The organism is Nocardioides sp. (assembly GCF_051876515.1).
Lineage (GTDB): Bacteria > Actinomycetota > Actinomycetes > Propionibacteriales > Nocardioidaceae > Nocardioides.
The window spans coordinates 1-17655 of the sequence record NZ_JBJEHY010000029.1; the positions used below are offsets into that span (position 1 = coordinate 1).

Consider the following 17655-nt stretch of genomic DNA (forward strand, 5'->3'; position numbering starts at 1 on the left):
CGCTGTACGACGTGCCGGAGATCGCCAGCGTCGTGTTGACGCAGGTCGACGACGACGAGGAGTAGTTGTTGCACGCAGCGGCCGCCTGGGCGGCCGGGGCCGAGACGGCGAGGCCTGCCACGACCAGCGCGGCCGATCCGAGAAGTGCGGCGATTCTTGAGCGCATTGAGTGTGTGCCCTTCTGGTCATCCCCCGCGCGCCGAGCGACTCCCGGCGCCTCTCCGGAAGTGAGCGATCAGTCACCTCGGCCCAGAAGTACCAAGTACTATACGTTATATGATCGAGACTTGGCGTGACCCGGCCGCGAGCCCGGTCACCGGACGAGCCGTACCGGACCCGTCATCGCCAGCTTCTCCGGGTTGCGGACCACGTACAGCTCCGTCACCACGCCCCCCTCGACCCGCGCCGTCGCGATCGCGTCCAGCCGCCCACCGACGTGGAGCGCCAGTCCCGGCGACCCGTTCACGTCGACCGGCACGGTGGTGACGTCGGCCGGCATGACCCCGGCCAGGAAGCGCAGCACCTTCTCCACCCCGAAGATCGGCCGCAGCGCCGCCTGGACGTGACCACCGCCGTCGGTGTGCAGCACCACGTCCGGCGCCAGCACGTCGAGCAGCTCCTGCAGGTCGCCGCCCGCCACCGCCGCCCGGAAGCGCGCCACGACCGCGGCCCCCTGCTCCCGCGTCACCTCGGCCCGGGGGCGGCGCGCCTCCACGTGGGCCCTGGCCCGCCGGGCGATCTGGCGCACGTTGTCGGGCGTACGGTCCACCGCCGCCGCGATCTCCTCGTACGGCACGTCGAAGACCTCACGCAGCACGAACACCGCCCGCTCGACCTCGCCGAGCGTCTCCAGCACCAGCAGCATCGCGGTGGAGACGCTGTCGGCCAGCGCCACGTCGTCGGCGACGTCGGGCACCGTCAGGACGGGCTCGGGCAGCCACGGGCCGACGTACTCCTCGCGGCGCCGGGACAGGGTGCGCAGGCGGTTCAGCGACAGGCGCGTGACCACCCGCACCAGGTACGCGCGCGGGTCGCGCACCTCCGTCCCGACGCCCTGCCAGCGCAGCCACGCCTCCTGCACCACGTCCTCGGCGTCGGCCGCCGAGCCGAGCATCTCGTAGGCCACGGTGAACAGCAGTCCACGGTGCTCCTGAAACTCCTCCCCACTGGCCTCGGCCGGGATCACGGCGCCTCCAGCGGCAGCTCGCACACGTCGCTGAACCCCTGGCTGGCCAGACCGGCGGCGTGGTTGAACCGCGAGCGCTCGTTCTCCACGGCAACCATCATCGTCAGCTCCACGACCGCGGCCTCCCCGAGCTGACGCCGCAGCGAGGCGACCTGCTCCTCCTCGACGTGCGGCGGGGTCGAGGTCATCGCCTCCGCGTACGCCATCACCTCGCGCTCGAGGTCGGAGAAGACCTCCGAGGTACGCCAGCGCGGCACCTCGCGCACCTTCGACTCGTCGAGCCCCTCGGTGTGCGCCACGTAGTAGCCGAAGTCGAGGCACCAGCTGCAGCCGATCTGCGCGGCCGTGGCCATCACCGCGAAGGTCTTGAGGTGCGGGTCGAGCTCCTTGAAGCGGGCGACCCGGGACTCGAACGCCAGGGTGGCGCGCAGGACGGGCTGGTGGTGCCAGAACACCGCCAGGTTGTCGGGGACGCGGCCGTACAGGCGTCGCGACACCCGTTGCGCGAGCCGGGCGAACGGGCCGTCCATCGGGGCGGGCGGGATGTGGAACGTGCTGGGCATGACTCCTCCTCGTGGTCTTTCAGATGAAGACACCGCCCGGGTCCCGTCCGTGACACCCCGGCGGCTCAGCCGATCAGCTCCTCCGAACGCAGCGCCTCCGCAGGCACCCCGAACGCGTCGACGAGGTCGCCGGCCAGCGGACGGATCCTGCGCAGCAGGCCGCTGATCTCCCGGCTGATCGCCTTGGACCGCTGGCTCGACAGACGCCCGTGCTCCATGAACCAGGCCCGGTCCGCCTCGATCCGCCCCAGCGCGTGCAGGTCGACCAGCAGCCCCAGGGCCGACTTGAGGTCACCGTCCTCCAGGGCTCGGACCTTGTCGACGAAGGCCTCCAGCACGAGGCGCTCGACGTGGGCGCGGGCGGTGGCGATCACGTGGTCCTGCACCCGCGAGAAGACGGCCCCGGGGTCCTCGCCGTCGTCCATCCCTCGCTTGAGGCGACGGGCGACGCCGGCCAGCAAGTGCTCCTCACGGAAGCGCAGCATCGCGAGCTGGTAGTTGGTGTCGAGCAGCCCCGCCTCGGCGTCCCACTCGTCCCCACCGGGCAGCAGGTCGCGGATCGACTGGAACAGCTTGTGCACCGCCGTCCGCTCCACCACGGTGTCGACGGCGGTGGCCGCCACGAACCTCACCAGCCCGAACTGGTCCATCTCCTCGAAGGCACCCGAGTAGTCGGTGAGCAGCCCCTTGGCGACCAGCTGGAGCAGTACGTGGTTGTCGCCCTCGAAGGTCGCGAACACGTCCGTGTCGGCCTTGAGCGCGGCGAACCGGTTGACGCTGAGGTACCCGGCCCCGCCGCACGCCTCCCGGCACTCCTGGATGGTCCGGGTGGCGTGCCACGTGCCGAGCGCCTTCGTACCGGCGGCGCGGGACTCCAGGAGCCGCCGCCCCGCCTCGGCCTCCTCGCCGGTCGCCGAGAAGACCTCGTGCAGCTGCTCGGCGACGACCTCCTGCGCGAAGTGCAGCGCGTAGGTGTCGGCCAGCAGGGGCAGCAGCCGGCGCTGGTGCATGCCGTAGTCGAGGAGCAGCTCCTCCCCCGCCCCGTCGCCGGCCTCGAACTGGCGCCGTCGCAGGGCGTACCGGACGGCGATGGTGAGCGCGACCTTGGCGGCGTTGATGCCGGCCCCACCGACACTCACCCTGCCCTGCACGAGGGTGCCGAGCATGGTGAAGAAGCGCTTGTTGCGGCTCTCGATCGGCGAGGAGTAGACGCCGTCCTCGTCGACGTCGGCGAACCGGTTGAGCAAGGCGGTGCGCGGGACCCGGACGCCATCGAACCACAGGCGGCCGTTGTCGACGCCCGGCAGCCCCATCTTGGCGCCGCAGTCACCGATCCGTACGCCGGGTGCGGGCTGGCCGTCCACGCGGATCGGCACCACGAAGGCGTGCACCCCGTGCTGCTCGCCGGCCACCTCGAGCTGGGCGAAGACGACCGCCGCCTCGCCGTGCGCGGCAGCGTTGCCGATGTAGTCCTTGCGGGCGAAGTCGTCGGGAGTGGTGAGGACGAACTCGGCGGTCGCGGGGTCGTACACGGCGGTGGTGGCCAGGTCCGCCACGTTGGAGCCGTGGCCCGTCTCGGTCATCGCGAAGCAGCCGAGCAGGCGGCCGGCGACCACGTCGGCGAGGTACGCGTCGTGGTGGCGCTGCGTGCCCAGCTGCAGGATCGCGCCACCGAAGAGGCCGAACTGCACGCCGACCTTGACCAGGACCGACAGGTCCCCGAACGCCGAGGTCTCGAAGGCGGCGATGGAGGCGCCGATGTCACCTCCGCCGCCGTACTGCTCGGGGAAGCCGTGGCCGACCTGGGGCGTGGCAGCCAGCGCCAGCACCGTCTCCTTGACCCGCTCCCGGAACTCGGTGCGGTCCATCGTCTCGGCGTCGCGCAGCACCCCCGCGTGGGCCGCCACGTTGCGTCGTGCCTCCTCGCGCACGGCCGCGTGACGGCCGTCGAGGAGCGCCAGGAGGGCGGCGACGTCGACGACCGGCGTGGCGTCGGCGGGGCGGTCGGTGGCCTCGGTGGCCTCTGTGGCCTCGGTGGAGGTGCTCATGGCTCCACCCTGCCAGCCTGCCCGTGACCGGGCCACGGGCGTCCGGGGCGTCGACCGCCGTTCGGCCGCCGTCGGCCGCCGTCGGTCAGGGGCGGGCGTAGAAGTCCGGCGTGCGCCAGTAGTACATCGACTCCTGGGTCACCGGGCGGCCCGTGCGCGGGGCGTGGATGATCTGGCCGTTGCCGATGTACAGGGCGACGTGGAAGATGCTCGAGGAGCTGGAGGTGTTGCCCCAGAAGACCAGGTCACCGGGTCGCAGCGAGGACGAGCGGATTGGCGTCGACTGCTGGTACTGGGCCACCGAGTAGTGCGGCAGCGACTTGCCGCCCGCGGCCCACGCCTTGGAGGTCAGCCCGGAGCAGTCCCACGAGCTGGGCCCGGCGGCTCCCCACAGGTACGGCTCACCCAGCTGCGCCTTGGCGAAGGCGATGACCTTGTCGACCGCGCTGGTCGGGTTGGGGTCGGGCGTGGGGTCCGGGTCCGGGGTGGGGGTGCTGGTCGGCGTGCTCGTGGGGGTGGAGGTGGGGGTGCTCGTCGGGGTGCTCGTCGGCGTGCTCGTCGGCGTCGAGGTCGGGGTGCTGGTCGGCGTCGGGTCGTCGCTCCCGCCGTCCTCGTCGCCGTCGCTCGCCTCCTCGGCCGCGTCGCGCGCCTCCTCCTCGAGGGCCTCCTGGCGCTCGCGGGCGAGCTTGACGCTGATCCCCTCGAGCTCGGCGAGCTCGGCGATCAGGGTGTCGCGGGTGGAGGCGATCTCGGTGCTGCGGCTCGCGGCCGCGCTCTGCGCCTGCTCGGCGGCCGAACGGGCGGTCTCCGCCGCCGTCTCGAGCCGCTCGGCCTCGGCGAGCGCGTCGCTGGCCTGGGTGCGGGTCACCTTGGCGACCGTGGAGGCCGCCTCGAAGTCGTTGTACCGGCCGTTGATGGCGCTGGTGGCCTGCTCCATGGTGGCGGCGTTCTCGACGACGGCCTCCAGACCGTCGCTGCCCATCACGGCGGAGAGCCCCTGGATGTCGGGGGCGACCTCGTAGCTGCGGGCCACCGCGGAGGCGTACGCGTCGCGCTGGCGGGCCTGGTCGGCCTCGGCCTCGGCGGCAGCCGTACGGGCGCGGTCGGCGGCGTCGCGGGCCTCGTCGGCGCGCCAGCGGGCGCCGTTGTACTCCTCCGCAGCCTGCTGGGCGGCGACCTGGGCGTTCTCGAGGTCGAGGTTGGCGCGGATCAGGTCGGCCCGGACCGCGGCGACGTCGCGCGACTTGTCGGCGACGGCGCCCTCGGCCGCGGCGACGTCCTCCTCGCTGGGGTACGTCTCGTCGGCGGCGGCCACGGTGGTGGTGACCAGGGTGCCCACCAGCAGGAGGGCGGCGCCCCAGGCGACGACGGGCCGCAGATCGGTCCGGTTCTGCCTTGTGCGCACGACGGTTCCCTTCGGCTGGCGGACGGGCCCATCGCAGTGGCCCCGGGCGGCACATTAGTGCTCAATCGCCCCACAAGAGAACACTATTCTCAGATTTCTCACAAATCAACGGCGTGTCGACTTGACGAACTACATTCTTGTTATTCGGAATGACACGCTTGTCATTCGCTGCCGGCGAACACTCGTGCAGGTGTCCCGGGCGCCGTGGCGGTGGTCCGGCGTCGTACGAATCCGCCTCGCCGGCCCCTGCGTCATACGAATCCGCCACCCCGGCTCCTGCGTCATACGCCCGTACTCCCGGGCGCCCTTGCGTCATACGGATCCGCACCTATACGTACGGGTTCGCATGACGCGGCGGCCCTCCGGAGTCACTTCGTATGACGCACAGCCGGACGGGAGTCACTCCGCATGACAGAGCGGCGCCCGGAGACGATTCGTACGACGCAGCCTCCACCAGGCAGCCGACCACCCGCGCCACCACCTGGGGGGAGCACCAACCGACGACGCCCCGCCTCCCAGCAGGGAGACGGGGCGCGCGGTCGTACGAGGGTCGCTGCGGCTCAGCTGGCCGCGGCCCGCTCGGCGCGGTCGCGGGAGCGGTGGTACTTCTCCACCAGCGGGTCGACCGGGTCCTCGTCGGGCCACTGGTTGGCCGGGATCGCCACGGGCTTGTCCGTACGACGCCGGTCGAAGGTGAAGCCCGCCAGCAGACCGCCGACGTAGAACGAGAACAGGGTGATGGTGGCGCCGCCGAGGTCGTCGGCGACGTAGTGCCAGCCGAAGTAGAGGGTCGCGATGACGGTGAGGCCGAAGTTGGTCCACAGCACCCAGTGGATCCAGCGCGACTTCACCGTGTACTGCGCCATCAGCGCCCACAGCAGGGTGATCGCGGTGTGCAGGCTGGCGAAGCCGCCGATCGACTGCATCGACTCCTCCACGCCCTTGCGCAGCAGGTTCTCGCGCCCGTAGAAGAGGCTGTCCATCAGGTCGCTGGCCCCTGTTGTCGGGAGGTCCGCGTACAGGTAGGAGTAGGAGAAGCCCGGGCCCAGCGTGGGCAGCGCGTAGTACGCGAAGGTGCCGATGCCCCAGGTCAGGCAGGTCGCGATCGCGAACCAGTACCCGATGCGGATGTTGCGCGCCCAGACCAGCCAGACCGCCACCGAGATCGCCACGAACGGCAGGTACGCGAGGTAGACGAACGACAGGAAGTGCGCCTGCCAGCCCGTCCCCACGATCGCGTGGATCACGGTGCCGGGCTCGTTGCCGAAGAACAGCGCCCGGTCGACCAGGTGCAGCTCGCGGTCGAACTTCCGCTCACCCAGCAGCAGCGGCAGGTTGGACTTGATGTTCCGGTAGCAGACGTAGGTGACGTAGAACGACATCACGCCGACCGCGACGAGGAGCACCCGCTCCTTGGTCCAGTGCTCACGCACCCGGGCCTTGAACACCGCCGGCATCGCCGTCGGCTTGAACCGCGACTTCCACAGGGTGCGCGGCAGCAGGTCGGCCAGCATGGCGGCGGCCGCCAGCAGGGGCAGCCGGACCACGGCCGGCCCGAGGAACCCCTCGGGGTCGCTCAGTGGACGGTCCAGGTACGCAGCGGACGCCACGGCGACGACGCCCATGAACGCCGCGATGGCGATGAGGGCAATGAGAGGACGGCGGTACACAGGCACTGATTCTAGGGATCTGCCGCAAGAGGGCCACCTCACACCGCGACCTCCCGCGCCCCGGTGTCACGCGGATCACTCAGCCTCCCGCGAAGGCCACCCGCTCGGGATCGACGCGCAGTGCCACCCGCTCGCCCGGCCCGACGTGGTCGCCCAGGGAGGTGACGGCGTCGAGGTCGCCGAGACCGTCGACGCGTACGAGCAGGCGTACCTGCTCCGGCGTCGCCCGCGCCTGCAGCACCTCACCAGCCAGCAGTCCGGGTCCCGTCTGCGTCCCCTGGACCCGCACCAGCGCCGAACGACGCAGCGCCAGCAACGCTCCCTCGGGGGCTCCGCGGCGCTCCAGCTCCGGGCTCGCCGCGCGTACGACGGCGGCACGCTCGGCGTCGAGCACCGTCGAGTAGCCCAGGAACAGAGCCGTCCACCCGTCGTGCGGGTGCTGCCAGACCTCGTCGAGCGGCCCGGTCTGCACGACCCGGCCCTCGCGCATGACCGCCATCCGGTCGGCCACCGAGAACGCCTCCTCGTGGTCGTGGGTGACCATCAGCGCCGTCGTCCCCGACGCCGCCAGGATGGCGCGCAGGTCGACGGCCAGCCGCTCGCGCAACGAGGCGTCCAGTGCCGAGAGCGGCTCGTCGAGGAGCAGCACCCGGGGGTCGGTGGCCAGCGCCCGGGCCAGCGCGACCCGCTGCCGCTCGCCGCCGGACAGGGTGGCGGGCAGGCGGTCGTCGTACCCACCGAGGCCGACGAGCTCGAGCAGCTCGGCCACCCGCGCGGCCACCTCGCGGGCCGGGCGGCGGCGCAGCCGCAACGCGTACGCCACGTTGCGCGCCACGCTCAGGTGGTTGAAGAGCTGGCCGTCCTGGAACATCAGCGCGAACCCGCGGCGGTGCGTGGGCAGCCGGTCGACCCGCTCGCCGGCGTACCGGATCTCGCCGGAGGTCAGCGGCTCGAGCCCGGCGACCGCGCGCAGCAGCGTCGACTTGCCGCAGCCCGACGGGCCGAGCACCGCCAGCACCTCGCCGCGCGGCAGGTCGAGGCTCACGTCGTCGAGCGCCAGGTGGGCGTCGTAGCGGACCGAGACCCCCTCGACCGACAGACCGTCGTACGTCTCCATCCTCACCACACTCCCAGGGACGGCACGCGCAGACGCTCCACCGCCACCATCACGGCCGCCGTGGTGACGGCCAGGACCACTGACGCAGCGAGCGCCATCCCGTAGTTGTGCGTCCCCGGGTGCCCCAGCAGCCGGAAGATGACCACCGGCAGGGTGGGGGCGTCGTCGCGCACCAGGAACGCGGTCGCCCCGAACTCCCCCAGCGAGGCCGCGAAGGCGAACCCCGAGGCCGCCAGCAGCGGACGCCACAGCGCCGGCAGGTCGACCGTGAGCACGGTCCGCCACGGCGCCGCCCCCAGCGAGGCGGCCGCCTGACGCTGCCGGTCGTCGACCCCCGACAGCACCGGCGTCAGCGTCCGTACGACCAGCGGCAGCGCGACCAGCGCCTGCGCCACCGGCACCAGCAGGGGGCTGTTGCGCAGGTCGAGGGGTGGGGTGTCGAGGGTGATGAGGAACCCGAAGCCGAGCGTGACTGCCGAGACACCGAGCGGCAGCATGAAGAAGCCGTCCAGCAGTCCGCGCAGGCGACGCTCCGGCGCGGAGTGCGAGCGGCGGGAGACGACGACGGCCACCAGCAGCCCGAGGGCCACCGCCATCCAGGTGGCGTCCACGGCGATCCGCAGGCTGCTGGCCAGGGCGGTGGTCACGGGCACCAGCAGGGCCTGGTCCTGGGCGCTGTCGCCGGTGCCGGCCAGCGCGCGGTAGTTGTCGAGGCTCCATTCGCCGTCGACGCGCAGCGAGCCCTCGACGAGGGTGACCAGCGGGGCCATCAGTGCCACCAGCAGCAGGCCGGTGCCGAGCACCACCGGCACGTCGCGGCGGGTGGGTCGCCGCGGGCTTGCCACCACCCGCGCGACCGTGGGGTCGGCAGTCACCCGGAGCCGGGCCGCCAGGGCGAGCAGGGCGACCACGACGACGAGCTGCAGCACCGACAGCGCCGCGGCGGCCCGCAGGTCGAACACGGTGGTGGTCAGCAGGTAGATCTCGGTCTCCACCGTCGCGTACCGCAGCCCGCCGAGGGTGAGGACCACCCCGAACGCGGTGGCGCAGAAGAGGAAGACGACGCTGGCCGCGCCGACGACGGCGGGGCGCAGCGCGGGCCAGGTGACCGTACGCAGCACCTGCCAGCCGTTGGCACCCAGCGCGGCGGCCGCCTCGCCGGGGCGCGGGTCGAGCGACTCCCACGCGGCGCCGACCATCCGGATCACGACCGAGATGTTGAAGAAGGCGAGGCCGGCGACAACCGCGACGGCGCTCTGGTCGAGACCGAGGAAACCGAGCCAGCCGCCATCACCGAGCAGGTGCCGGAAGGCGACGCCGACCACGACCGTGGGCAGCACGAACGGGACCAGCAGCAGGCCCCGCACCAGCCGACGTCCGGGCAGGTCGAGGCGGTGCAGGGCGTACGCCGCGGGGAGGCCGAGGAGCACCGAGACGAGGGTGGCCGTACCGGCTGACCAGACGGTGAACCAGGCGACCCGGTGCACCCGGGGACGGGCCAGCACCTCGGCGACCCCGCCCAGGTCGAGCTGTCCGTCGACGAGGAACCCGCGCCCGACCATCCCGCTGACGGGCAGCACGAAGAAGACCGCCAGGAAGCCGACCGGCACGGCGGCCAGCCCCAGCAGGGTGAGCAGGCGACGGGTCATGACGTAGAGCCTCGAGCCGGCGACGTCAGCGGCTGATGACGTCGGTCCACTCGGTCAGCCACTCCTCGCGGTGCTCGGCGATCTCGGCCGGCGAGACCTCGTACGGGTCGCTGGCGCGCTCGGCGAAACGGGCCCAGTCCTCGGGCAACTCGACGGCCGAGGAGACCGGGAAGACGTACATCGACTCCGGCAGCGCGGCCTGGACCTCGTCGGAGACCAGCCACTGCACGAGCGCCTCGGCCCCCTCGGGGTTCTTCGCCCCCTCCAGGACGCCGGCGTACTCGACCTGCTGGAAGCAGGTGTCGAGCAGAGCGGCGGTGCTGCTGCGCGCCTTGTCGCCCTTGCCCTTCACGGTGAAGGCGGGCGAGGAGTCGTACGACAGCACGACGGGCCGCTCGCCCTTGTCACCACCGGCGGTGAAGTCGCCGTAGTAGGCGTCCTCCCACCCGTCGACGACGCGCAGGTCGTTGGCGAGCAGGTCGGACCAGTACTGCGGCCAGTCGTCGCCGTACTCGGCGATGGTGGCGAGCAGGAACGCCATCCCCGGCGTGCTGGTGGAGGCGCCGGGCACGACGGTGAGCCCCTTGTACGCCGGCTTGGTGAGGTCGTCGAGGGTGCCCGGCGGCGCCACGTCGTGGTCGGCGAACCAGTCGGTGTCGACGTTGAGGCACACGTTGCCGACGTCGACGGGGGTGAGCCGGTCGGCGCCCTCCTCCAGCGCGTACGCCTCGGCGCCGTTGGGCAGCTCCGGGCTGAAGGGGGCGAAGACACCGGCGTCGAGGGGACGCGAGGAGAAGGTGTTGTCGACACCGAACGCGACGTCACCGGTCGGGTTGCCGGCGGTCAGGGCCAGCTTGGAGGCCAGGGTGCCGCCATCGCCGGCGGCGTTGACGACGAGCTGGAAGCCCGAGTCGGCCTCGAACTGCGCGACGAGCTCCTCGGGCAGGTTGAACGAGTTGTGCGTGACCAGCACGACCTCGGTCGGGGCGGGGCCGTCGCCGGTCCCGTCCTCCGAGGAGCCCCCGATGGCGGAGCAGCCGCTCAGCAGGGCCGTCGAGACGACGAGTGCGGTGGCATGGCAGAGACGGTTCACTTCTGTTGACTCCCTATCGCCGGTGCTAACCGGATCAGGTTCGTAGGGTCTGCGGCTGTCCCGCACTCTCAGCCCGCTCGGGGCTCCCCTGTCTTGTGCGGCCACTGTAGCCCGACCCCGCACCGGGGCCGCGAATCGTCCGCGCCCGCCTATGATCGCGCCCATGCCCAGTGCCGGACACGAGTTCATCGCCCGCGTGGTGCCCCGGCTCCGCAAGGCCCGCGACCTGGACGACGAGGCCCGCGAGAGGGCGCGCGTGGAGCGCTGGCACGCCGGGCTGGACCGCACGCTGCCGACGCGCCTGGTGCCGGGTCTGGCCCGCCGTTTCGACGTCGTCACGCAGGACGCCGGCGGCTTCCCCACGTACGTCCTGACACCGCGCGACGTCGCGGTGCGCCGGACCGTCCACTACCTGCACGGCGGCGGCTACATGGCGCCGATCGACCCGTTCCATGTGCGGTACGTGACCCGGCTGGCCACCGCGCTCGGTGCCCGCGTGGTGCTGCCCGACTACCCCTTGGCGCCCGAGTACACCTGGCGCGACTCCCACGACGCCCTGGTCGCCCAGACCGACCGGTGGGCGCGTGAACCCGGCGGTGTCGTGCTGGCCGGCGACTCCGCCGGCGGCGGGCTGGCCCTGGCCGTCGCCCAGTCCGTGCGCGACCGCGGCCTGGCCGCACCGACCCATCTGGTGATGCACGCGCCGTGGGTCGACCTCACCACGTCCACCCCGGAGACGGCCGACTTCGCGCGGCGCGACCCGTGGCTCTTCTTCAGCAAGCTCGACGCGTACGCCGGGTGGTGGGCCGGCTCGGACGAGGACCTGGCGCGGCCGGAGGTCTCCCCCGCGCTGGGCGACCTGTCCGGGCTGCCGCCCGCGCTCGTCCTGTACGGCACCCGCGACCTGCTCGCGCCGGGCTGCCGGCTGCTCCGGCGCCGGGCCGCGGAGGCCGGGTGGGCGCTGACGGGGGTCGAGGAGCCCGACCTGCTGCACGTGTACGGGCTCTTCCCGTTCATCCCCGAGGCGCGTCGCGCGATGCGTCAGGTCGTGGAGTTCGTCGGATGAGCGGCCCGGTCGTGCGCGTCGTCGGGTTCGACGAGCTGACCAGCCGCGAGGCGTACCGGCTGTGGCAGCTGCGCTCGCAGGTCTTCGTGGTCGACCAGTCCTCGCCGTACCTCGACCTCGACGGACGCGACCTCGAGGCGACCACGCGGCACGTGCTGCTGGAGGAGGACGGCGAGCTCCTCGGGTGCGCGCGGGTGCTGCGCGACGGGGAGGTCTGCCGGGTGGGCCGCGTCGTGGTCGCCCCCTCTGCCCGGGGCCGTTCGCTGGGCGACGTCGTCGTACGCGCGGCGCTGGCCGAGTGCGGGGACGCCGAGGTGCGCCTCGACGCGCAGCGGGCGCTGACGGGCTGGTACGCCTCCTACGGCTTCGACGTGGCCGGCGAGGACTTCGACGAGGACGGGGTCCTGCACACCCCGATGTGGCGACCGGCGGGTGCCTCGTGAACGACGCGGTGCTGGGCGAGGCCATGGAGCAGAACCGCACGGTGTCGTGGATCCTGCTCGGCTTCGCGGTGATCATGGTCCTCGCCGCTGCGCCGACGGCGCAGGAGGTCGTCGTGGGAGCCACCGGTTGGAGCGGGGTCGTCGCTCTCGGCGTCATGGCTGCCATGGCGCTCGGAGTGCTGTGGCTGCGCTGGGCGCTGCTCAACATCCGGGTCCACGTCGGCCCCGAGGCGGTCACCCGGACGTGGCGGGGCGAGGTGAAGCACGTGCTCCGCTACGCCGACATCACCGGCGTGCGGCTGCGACGGAACCACAGGGTCCGCGCGTGGATGCTCACGATGGACGGCCCCGACCCGTACGGCCGACCGCAGTGGTTCACCGTCTCGACGATGTACGCCCGCAACCTCGGCCTGCTGCTGACCCAGGTCGACCGCGAGGTCGCCCGGCGGCCCGAGCTCCTGGCCGAGCACGAGCAGGTCACCTGGGTGAGCTACCCGCGCTGAGGCGGTCTGGACCGCCGGCAGAACTGTCGGACGGCGTCTGTTGAGTGGAGCCATGACCACCACGACCGCACCCTCCGCGCCACCCGCCGTCCCGCGGGCCAGCGTGCTGGACGCGGCCGTCTCAGCGCAGGCGGCCCGGCGTCGGGCCGACGTGGCGCTGCTCGAGGCGGCGCACAGGTGGGCGCTCGCACACACGGTGGACGATCCGCGCGACGCGGCCACGTGGGCGGACGGCATGGCGCTCTCCTCCCTCTTCGGGGAGAGGTTCGTGCCGCTCGCCGGTGCCGGCACACCCCACGTCGCAGAGTTCGCCGTCGTCGAGCTCTCGGCTGCGCTGGGGGTCTCCCACGAGTCGGCGCTCGCGCTGACCTCGGACGCGCTCGACCTCGTCCACCGTCTGCCCCGCCTGTGGCGACTGGTGCGGGCCCTCCGCGTCCCCGCCCACCTGGCCCGGGAGGCAGCTGCGGCGTCCCGCGACCTCGACCCCGCCGCCGTCGACCACGCGGACCGACTTCTGGTCTGGCAGCCCCGGCGCCTCAACCCGCACCGGATCGGCGTGCTCGTCCACGAAGCCCGGCTTTACGCCGACCCCGACCGGGCCCGGGCCGACCACGACGAGGCCCTGGCGACGCGTCGCGTCGAGGTGAGGCACGACAGCGGAGCGCCGGGGGCCAGCGAGGTCCACATGACCCTCGACACCGCGGATGCGGTCGCCCTCGACACCACGCTCGGCGCCATCGCGGACAGCATGGCAGCGCTGGGGCACCCCGGCTCCCTCGACGTACTCCGCGCCACCGGCGTCGGTGTCCTCGCCGACCCGCAGCGGACGCTCGACCTGCTGGCCGCCGCCGAGGTCCCGGCCACGCAGCGGGCGACCAGCGAGGCGGTCGCGACCGCCGAGGACGACATGTTCCGCCCGGCCACACCCCTGGCGGGTGCGGGCGGGCGCGCCCGTGGGCGCTCGGGCGAGGCGACGCTCGTTCTCCACCTCAGTGACCACGACCTGCTGCAGGCCGTTCCCGGCGGCACCGGAGCCGCCACGCACGACACCCTCGGGCCGCTCGCGCTGGCCCGGCTCGAGTCGTGGCTCGCTGGCTGCGCCCGCGTCATCGTGCGGCCCGTCCTCGACCCGCACCGGATCGCCCCCGTCGACCGCCACGACCCACCAGCCGCGATGGCCGAGGCCGTACGCCTCCGTGACGCCACCTGCGTCTTCCCCGGGTGCGCACGCGGCAGCCACCGGGCCGACCTCGACCACATCGCCCCGTACCGCGACGACGGAACGACCGCCCAGACGTCGTACGACAACCTCGCCCCACTGTGCCGCAGGCACCACCGGGCCAAGACGCACGGACACTTCGGCTACCACCGCACCAGCGACGGCAACTACCAGTGGAGCCTGCCCAGCGGGAGGGTGGCCGTCACCGAGCCACCGGTTCCACGGCCGAGACCGCCGTCAGACTGAGCCCGTCCGCCTGACTCACTCGGCGATCGAGTACCGCCGCAGCCCGTCCACCCACGCCAACGTCGCCTGCCCACGCGCCACCAGCAGGTCGAGGTGTGCCTGGGTCTCCAGGGTCGCCATGCCCGCGTTGAACACGTCCAGGGTCGACATCGGGTGCTCGTGGCGCGTCCAGGTGAGCTCGCCGGCCACCTCGTACGGCGTCTGGGCTCCCCCGCGCACCGCCTCGAGGCTCAGCGCGAGGCGGGCCTCGTGGTGGTCCAGCAGCTCGTCGACCCGCTCGTACGAGCTCGGCGCGACCGGGCCGTGGGCCGGCAGCACCGTGAGGTCGGGCAGCTCGCGCACGCGCGCCAGCGAGCGCATGAAGTCGCCCAGCGCCAGGTCGGCCTGCACCGGTTCGACCCCGATCGACGGGGTGATCGTCGGCAGCACGTGGTCGCCCGAGAACAACAGCCCGGCCGGCTGGTCGGCGAAGACGTAGTGGCCCTGCGTGTGGCCGGGAGTGTGCACGGCGTCGATGGTGCGCTCGCCGACCTCCAGAACCCGGTCGCCCTCCAGCCAGACGTCCGGGTACTCCCACAGCGACAGGTCCGGCCCGTCGGACTCCTCGAACCCGCGCCACGCCTCCGCGATCTTCGGGGCGCCAGCCGCCTCGTACAGCTCGACATGCGGGTTGACCTCGAGAGTCGGGTCGTTGATGAGGTCGAGGGTGCCCTTGTCGCCCAGGCCCAGCGAGACGTGCGCGCCGACCTCCTTGCGGATCGTGACGGCCTGCGTGTAGTGGTCGCGGTGCACGTGGGTGACCAGGAACCGCTTGATGTCGCCGATGCCGTACCCGACCGAGCGCAGGGACGTCTCCAGCAGCTCACGCGCCACCGGGATCGCCCAGCCGCCGTCGACCAGCGTCAGCCCCTCAGGCGTCTCGATCGCGTACACGTTGATCGCCTTGAGCCCGTCCATCGGCAGCGGCAGCGGGATCCGGAACACCCCCGGGGCCGCACGCCAGGCGCCCGGCTCGCTCCAGTGGATCCCGGAGTCGGGCGAGACGGAGTGGGCGGTGTCGGGGCGGTTCTTCACGTGACTCCCTTGTCAGGCGGGGTGGGACCTCAGTCCAGCGCAGCCGACCCGGCCACGCGACACGAGCTCCCGTTGATCCGAATCATCATCACATTCATGCGTCGGAGGCAGCGACGAGTCCCGCCCCCGTGACCAGCGGCAGGTCCAGCGCCGTCACGAGGCCACCACGCGCAGCCACGACTGCGGGAACCGAGTTCACCAGCCGCTGGGCGGTGACGATCATCCCGCTGATGTTGTGGTCGCCGTGCTCGCCGTGGTGGGTGAACTCGACCTCCATCATCGGCTCTCCCTTCACCTCGACCCGGTAGCAGCCCTCGCCCTTCGAGGGCCGCGGCCAGTCGGGCGCCTGGTCGGGAGCCGTACGGGTCACGTGCTCGACCACCACGCGCGGCACGCCGTCCACGGTGCCCACGAGCTCGAACCGGAACGCACCCATGGTGCCGGCCGGGATGTCGAGGCTGAGGGTGGAGACGTCGACGTCGGTCGCGACCCGCTCGACCCGCTCCACCAGCGGCTCGTCCAGGGTGATCCCCAGTCCGGCGGCGATCTGACGTACGACGCTCCCCCACGCCATCGACAGCACGCCCGGCGCCCACATCAGCACCTCCGCGTCGACGGGCTGGCCGAAGCCGAATAGGTCGCGCATGACGACCGGCTGCACGTACGTCGCGTAGTCGGCGATCTCCATGACCCGCACCTCGTCGATGCGCTGCGACAGGCTGGTCAGCTGCAGCGGCAGGACGTCGTTGGCCCACCCGGGGTCGATGCCGTTGACGTGCAGCGAGGCGCCCGTACGCTCGCCCGCCGCCGCAATGGGCCCGAGCACGCGGTCGTCGAGGATCCCGTACGGGAACTGCAGCACCACCGGTCCCGAGGAGACGACGTTGACGCCCGCGTCGACGAACCTCGTGAGGTCCTTGATCGACTCGAAGACGCGGTCGTCGGTCATGGCCGCGTGCACGATGCAGTCCGGCCGCAGCGCCAGCAGCGCGTCGGCGTCGGCGGTGGCACGTACGCCGAGCTCGCGCCCCAGCCCGGCCAGCTCGCCCGCGTCGCGACCGTCCTTGTCAGGGTTGGAGACCCAGACCCCGACCAGCTCCAGGCCCGGATGACGGTCGATGCCGGCGATGGCGTGGCGACCCACGGTGCCGGTGGACCAGACGACGACGCGCAACGGAGATGTCATGCCCGTCACACTAGAACGTGTTCTAGGCGCTGGGAAGGGGCGCGGCGTACAGGGTCGGTCGATGGGGGAACTTTGACCTGTTGTAGGCGTTGCAACCCCCACAACGTGACGAAGTCCCCGCTCAGGCGGGGACTTCGACACGATGTAGGCAACTCCGACGGACGACCTACGCCGGCGCGATCTCCGGGCAGTGCGTACCGCCCTTCACGTAGATCGTCGGCATGCACCGGTTGCAGTGGATGCAGATCCCCTCGGTGGCCTCGCCGGCGACGTAGCGGTTGATCAGGTCGGGCTCGCGCAGCAGGGCGCGGCCCATCGCGACGAACTCGAAGCCGTCGGTCATGGCCTGCCGCATGGTCTCCAGCTCGTTGATGCCGCCGAGCAGCATCAGGGGGGTGGCCAGCTCGGCGCGCCACCGCTTCGCGCGCTCCAGGAAGTACGCCTCCTCGAAGGGGTACTCCTTGAGGAACTTGGCACCGGCCAGCTTCATGCCGTGCTTGACCACGAACGGCATGTTCGCGGCGAACTCGTCGCGGGGGGCGCCGCCTCGGAACAGGTACATCGGGTTCATCAGCGACGAGCCGCCCGACATCTGGAAGGCGTCCAGGTTGCCGTCGGACTCCAGCAGCTGCGCGTACTCCAGGCCGAGGTCGGCGGTGACGCCGCCCTTGAACCCGTCGGACAGCGACGCCTTCGCGTACACGGCGACCTCGTCTCCGACCTCGTCGCGGACCGCCTGGGCCACCTGGCGTGCGAGCCGGACGCGGTTCTCCAGCGACCCGCCGAACTCGTCCTTGCGGCGGTTGAGGCCGGGCGCCAGGAAGGAGGAGATGAAGTAGCTGTGCGCCATGTGCAGCTCGAGGGCGTCGAACCCGACCTCGACCAGCAGCCGCGCCGCGGTGACGTACTCGCGAGTGATGCGGGCGATGTCGGTGCGGCTCGCCGAGCGGATCATCTGCATCGACAGCGGCGACGGCATCGAGCTGGCGGCGAGCCCGTGGATGCCGTTGGAGCGGCCGTTGGCGACCGGACCCGCGTGGCCCATCTGGGCGGAGATCCGCGCGCCGGTCGCGTGCACCTCGTCGACGAGGCGGCGCAGGCCGTCGCGGGTGCGGGGGCTGACCACGATCACTTCCTTGTGGGTACGCCCCTCGGGCGCGACCGCGAGGTACGCGACGGTCGTCATC

Annotated in this window: 15 protein-coding genes and 1 riboswitch; of the genes, 4 read left to right on the forward strand and 11 right to left on the reverse strand. The window is 72.2% G+C overall.

Annotated elements, in window-relative coordinates:
• Positions 1-313 precede the first annotated feature (313 nt).
• The 8 genes from ACI379_RS01535 to ACI379_RS01570 form a co-directional block, all read right to left on the reverse strand.
• On the reverse strand, positions 314-1183 hold the full coding sequence (locus ACI379_RS01535) for an RNA polymerase sigma-70 factor (protein WP_439790310.1): 870 nt from the start codon (positions 1181-1183) through the stop codon (positions 314-316).
• A complete protein-coding gene (locus ACI379_RS01540) occupies positions 1183-1749 on the reverse strand; it encodes a carboxymuconolactone decarboxylase family protein (protein ID WP_439790295.1) in 567 nt (188 codons plus the stop codon). The genes ACI379_RS01535 and ACI379_RS01540 overlap by 1 nt, the downstream gene beginning before the upstream one ends.
• Before the next feature lie 65 nt (positions 1750-1814).
• Positions 1815-3797 carry an acyl-CoA dehydrogenase family protein gene (locus tag ACI379_RS01545; protein ID WP_439790296.1) on the reverse strand — a complete coding sequence of 661 codons (1983 nt, stop codon included), beginning with the start codon at positions 3795-3797 and terminating at the stop codon, positions 1815-1817.
• Positions 3798-3882: 85 nt separating this feature from the next.
• Positions 3883-5202 (reverse strand): C40 family peptidase, encoded by a 1320-nt coding sequence (locus ACI379_RS01550; protein WP_439790297.1) that lies wholly within the window; start codon positions 5200-5202, stop codon positions 3883-3885.
• Between the two features lie 560 nt (positions 5203-5762).
• Entirely contained in the window at positions 5763-6872 is a 1110-nt protein-coding gene (locus ACI379_RS01555) for a phosphatase PAP2 family protein (protein ID WP_439790299.1), read from the reverse strand.
• Between the two features lie 79 nt (positions 6873-6951).
• Positions 6952-7989, reverse strand: coding sequence for an ABC transporter ATP-binding protein (locus ACI379_RS01560; protein ID WP_439790300.1), 1038 nt, complete (start codon positions 7987-7989; stop codon positions 6952-6954).
• 2 nt (positions 7990-7991) lie between these two features.
• On the reverse strand, positions 7992-9638 hold the full coding sequence (locus ACI379_RS01565; protein ID WP_439790301.1) for an ABC transporter permease: 1647 nt from the start codon (positions 9636-9638) through the stop codon (positions 7992-7994).
• A 25-nt stretch (positions 9639-9663) separates the two neighbouring features.
• Positions 9664-10731: a thiamine ABC transporter substrate-binding protein gene (locus ACI379_RS01570; RefSeq protein ID WP_439790302.1), complete on the reverse strand. Its 1068-nt coding sequence runs from the start codon at positions 10729-10731 to the stop codon at positions 9664-9666.
• Positions 10725-10831: riboswitch (TPP riboswitch) on the reverse strand. (Overlaps the previous gene by 7 nt.)
• Positions 10832-10894: 63 nt before the next feature.
• On the opposite strand from ACI379_RS01570, the gene ACI379_RS01575 reads away from it, so the two are divergent.
• From ACI379_RS01575 to ACI379_RS01590, 4 genes are read left to right on the forward strand one after another with little or no spacing between them, the layout of a single operon-like run.
• Positions 10895-11797, forward strand: a complete 903-nt coding sequence (locus tag ACI379_RS01575; protein WP_439790303.1) for an alpha/beta hydrolase — start codon at positions 10895-10897, stop codon at positions 11795-11797.
• Positions 11794-12240: a GNAT family N-acetyltransferase gene (locus ACI379_RS01580; protein ID WP_439790304.1), complete on the forward strand. Its 447-nt coding sequence runs from the start codon at positions 11794-11796 to the stop codon at positions 12238-12240. The genes ACI379_RS01575 and ACI379_RS01580 overlap by 4 nt, the downstream gene beginning before the upstream one ends.
• A complete protein-coding gene (locus ACI379_RS01585; RefSeq protein ID WP_439790305.1) occupies positions 12237-12743 on the forward strand; it encodes a hypothetical protein in 507 nt (168 codons plus the stop codon). The genes ACI379_RS01580 and ACI379_RS01585 overlap by 4 nt, the downstream gene beginning before the upstream one ends.
• 52 nt (positions 12744-12795) lie before the next feature.
• On the forward strand, positions 12796-14208 hold the full coding sequence (locus ACI379_RS01590) for an HNH endonuclease (protein WP_439790306.1): 1413 nt from the start codon (positions 12796-12798) through the stop codon (positions 14206-14208).
• A 15-nt stretch (positions 14209-14223) separates the two neighbouring features.
• Here the strand turns inward: ACI379_RS01590 and ACI379_RS01595 are convergent, their stop codons facing one another.
• The 3 genes from ACI379_RS01595 to ACI379_RS01605 all read right to left on the reverse strand — a co-directional run.
• The gene (locus tag ACI379_RS01595; RefSeq protein ID WP_439790307.1) at positions 14224-15282 is read right to left on the reverse strand and encodes an MBL fold metallo-hydrolase; all 1059 of its coding nucleotides are present in this window, start codon (positions 15280-15282) and stop codon (positions 14224-14226) included.
• Positions 15283-15376: 94 nt separating this feature from the next.
• Complete coding sequence (locus tag ACI379_RS01600) at positions 15377-16468, reverse strand: NAD(P)H-dependent amine dehydrogenase family protein (protein ID WP_439790308.1); 1092 nt, start codon at positions 16466-16468, stop codon at positions 15377-15379.
• Between the two features lie 166 nt (positions 16469-16634).
• Positions 16635-17655: NADH:flavin oxidoreductase (locus ACI379_RS01605; protein WP_439790309.1), on the reverse strand; the 1021-nt coding region annotated here is incomplete at its 5' end.

Excerpts from the sequence above, each read along its gene's own strand:
- ACI379_RS01540 (WP_439790295.1), bottom strand. The coding sequence starts at position 1,749 with ATGCCCAGCACGTTCCACATCCCGCCCGCCCCGATGGACGGCCCGTTC.
- ACI379_RS01545 (WP_439790296.1), bottom strand. The coding sequence starts at position 3,797 with ATGAGCACCTCCACCGAGGCCACAGAGGCCACCGAGGCCACCGACCGC.
- ACI379_RS01560 (WP_439790300.1), bottom strand. The coding sequence starts at position 7,989 with ATGGAGACGTACGACGGTCTGTCGGTCGAGGGGGTCTCGGTCCGCTAC.
- ACI379_RS01565 (WP_439790301.1), bottom strand. The coding sequence starts at position 9,638 with ATGACCCGTCGCCTGCTCACCCTGCTGGGGCTGGCCGCCGTGCCGGTC.
- ACI379_RS01575 (WP_439790303.1), top strand. The coding sequence starts at position 10,895 with ATGCCCAGTGCCGGACACGAGTTCATCGCCCGCGTGGTGCCCCGGCTC.
- ACI379_RS01580 (WP_439790304.1), top strand. The coding sequence starts at position 11,794 with ATGAGCGGCCCGGTCGTGCGCGTCGTCGGGTTCGACGAGCTGACCAGC.
- ACI379_RS01590 (WP_439790306.1), top strand. The coding sequence starts at position 12,796 with ATGACCACCACGACCGCACCCTCCGCGCCACCCGCCGTCCCGCGGGCC.
- ACI379_RS01600 (WP_439790308.1), bottom strand. The coding sequence starts at position 16,468 with ATGACATCTCCGTTGCGCGTCGTCGTCTGGTCCACCGGCACCGTGGGT.